The sequence below is a fragment of the Phenylobacterium sp. genome, assembly GCF_030693805.1.
Lineage (GTDB): Bacteria > Pseudomonadota > Alphaproteobacteria > Caulobacterales > Caulobacteraceae > Phenylobacterium.
Genome location: NZ_JAUXZW010000355.1, coordinates 1 through 1,647 on the forward strand (window position 1 = coordinate 1; position 1,647 = coordinate 1,647).

Consider the following 1,647-nt stretch of genomic DNA (forward strand, 5'->3'; position numbering starts at 1 on the left):
CACCAACGCTTCCAACGGCAGCTTGGCGGCCAGGCGGCGCAACTGGCGCGCGGTCTCAAAAGTGAGCGCACCGCCAAAGCCCAGTTTGAAACCCAGCGCGATGAAGGCCTGGGCCTGCACATCGCTGCCGTTGAAGGCGTGTGCGATGCCCCCAGGCACCGCGATCTGCCGCAGCTGTTTGAGCAGTTGGTCGGCCGAACGCCGAACATGCAGGATGACCGGCAGGCCGTGGCGACGCGCGATGCGCAGTTGCTCGCGGTAGAAGTGGGTCTGGCGTTCGCGCATCGCGGGCGCGCACAGGGCGGGCACAAAAAAATCCAGCCCGATTTCGCCCACCGCCACCAGGCGAGAATCGTCACGCCATTGTGTCAACGCCAGGTCCAACTGTGTCAAATCTTCATCGATGGCCTGGGGCACGTACAGCGGGTGGATGCCGAGCGCGTAGGCGTCGCCGGTCTGGTGGGCCAGCGCCCGCACGGCATCAAAGTGAGCAGCCACTACCGCCGGAATCACACACAGATCAACACCAACCGACCGCGCTTGGTCGCGCACCGCAGCGGTGTCTGAGCCGAACTCGGGGGCATCAAGGTGGCAATGGGTGTCGGTCCACATGCCTTCATTGTGCCGCCCGGGATTTGTGGACTCGAATTAACAATTGTTGAGCGTCTCACGCTATGAATTGACAAACACATCTTTTAAGCTTCGCACCACTGCTCAGGGGCAACTTGGAACAAAAAAAAGAATGCAGGGAGGACGAATTCATGGGTGCTTGGACAAAAACCGCAGAGCGGACCGCGATGTCCGCCATCACGCTGGGCCTGGCCGGTTTGCTGGCGGCGTGTGGTGGCGGTACAGAACAGACCGACCCGGTGGCCAAGACCACCCCCAGCGCGCACGAGCGGGTGCTGCTGCAAGTGGACAACTGGGCCGCTGAGGACGGCCAGCACGTGGCCCGCAACGTCAGCGAGTGGGCGCAGATTTGGGACACCCACAACACCGTGTGGCCGCCCGAACCAGCCCCGTCCTTGGCCCACATTGACTTCAAGCAACACATGCTGGTCGGCGTCACATCGTCGTACAGTGGTTGCAGTGGCAGCATTGCCATCCTCAGCGCCGAACTGGAATCGACGCCCACCGGCGAGGGCTGGCTGGTGCGCTTCCAGGTGGATGAGCGCAGCACCGACCCTGGCATGGTTTGCACAATGGACATCAAACCCTTGGCCGACTTCATCCTCTTGCCCCAAAGCCCCTTGCCGGTGCGCTTCGTCGAGCTGCCCCGCCTGCACTGAGCCAGCCGCAGCGGCTGGCTTGGGCACAATGTGGGCATGAACCTGCCCACCCCGCCCCACCTCACCATCCTCACCGGCGCCTCGCGCGGCATGGGCCTGTCCATGGCCCAGCAGTTGCTCGCGCCGGGGCGCATCCTGCTGTGCATTTCGCGCCGCACCAACAACGATCTGGCCGCGCTGGCGCAAGCCCGGGGCGCGCACCTGGAACAGTGGTCACAAGACCTGGCCGACAGCCAGGAGGCCGCCGAGCGGCTGGAACGCTGGCTGGGCAGCCTGCACGCGGCCGAGCTCGACAGCGCCACCCTGATCAACAACGCCGGCGTGATCCCGGCCATCAGCCCCTTGGGCGGCATCGCCG

Annotated in this window: 3 protein-coding genes; 2 read left to right on the plus strand and 1 reads right to left on the minus strand. The window is 64.6% G+C overall.

The features are described 5' to 3' along the window. A partial coding sequence (locus Q8M88_RS14230; protein ID WP_305597817.1) for a TatD family hydrolase occupies positions 1 to 612 on the minus strand: 612 nt, incomplete at its 3' end. A 185-nt stretch (positions 613 to 797) separates the two neighbouring features. Between Q8M88_RS14230 and Q8M88_RS14235 the strand changes: the two genes are divergently transcribed. Then, positions 798 to 1,289 carry a hypothetical protein gene (locus Q8M88_RS14235; protein WP_305597818.1) on the plus strand — a complete coding sequence of 164 codons (492 nt, stop codon included), beginning with the start codon at positions 798 to 800 and terminating at the stop codon, positions 1,287 to 1,289. Positions 1,290 to 1,325: 36 nt separating this feature from the next. After that, positions 1,326 to 1,647: SDR family NAD(P)-dependent oxidoreductase (locus Q8M88_RS14240; RefSeq protein WP_305597819.1), on the plus strand; the 322-nt coding region annotated here is incomplete at its 3' end.

Coding starts and splice junctions, on each gene's coding strand:
- Q8M88_RS14235 (WP_305597818.1), top strand. CDS start 798: ATGTCCGCCATCACGCTGGGCCTGGCCGGTTTGCTGGCGGCGTGTGGT.